This window comes from Monashia sp. HAY1-5C, from assembly GCF_056755255.1.
Genome location: NZ_JBPGXG010000415.1, coordinates 1 through 265 on the forward strand (window position 1 = coordinate 1; position 265 = coordinate 265).

Here is a 265-nt window from a genome sequence, read left to right on the forward strand (position 1 = left end):
GCGTTCAGCCTGCAACCGGTCGGCGACACGGCGCTGGAGTTGGACACCTCGAAAGTCGTCGGTGCCTGGCTCGGTGACGCGGCGCAGGTCAACGCGTTCGAGCATCCGGGCGCCCGCGATGTGATCCGCCGCGAAGACTTCGAACGTCAGGGCGCGACTCAGGCGCGCGACGTGCTCAATCGCATCCCCGGGGTCAACGCCCCGGAAAACAACGGCACCGGCAGCCACGACATGGCGCTGAACTTCGGCATTCGCGGTCTCAATC

At 66.8% G+C, this 265-nt stretch carries 1 protein-coding gene; it reads left to right on the forward strand.

The features are described 5' to 3' along the window. A partial coding sequence (locus tag ACR9ZK_RS22260) for a TonB-dependent receptor plug domain-containing protein (protein ID WP_481344115.1) occupies window positions 1-265 on the forward strand: 265 nt, incomplete at both ends.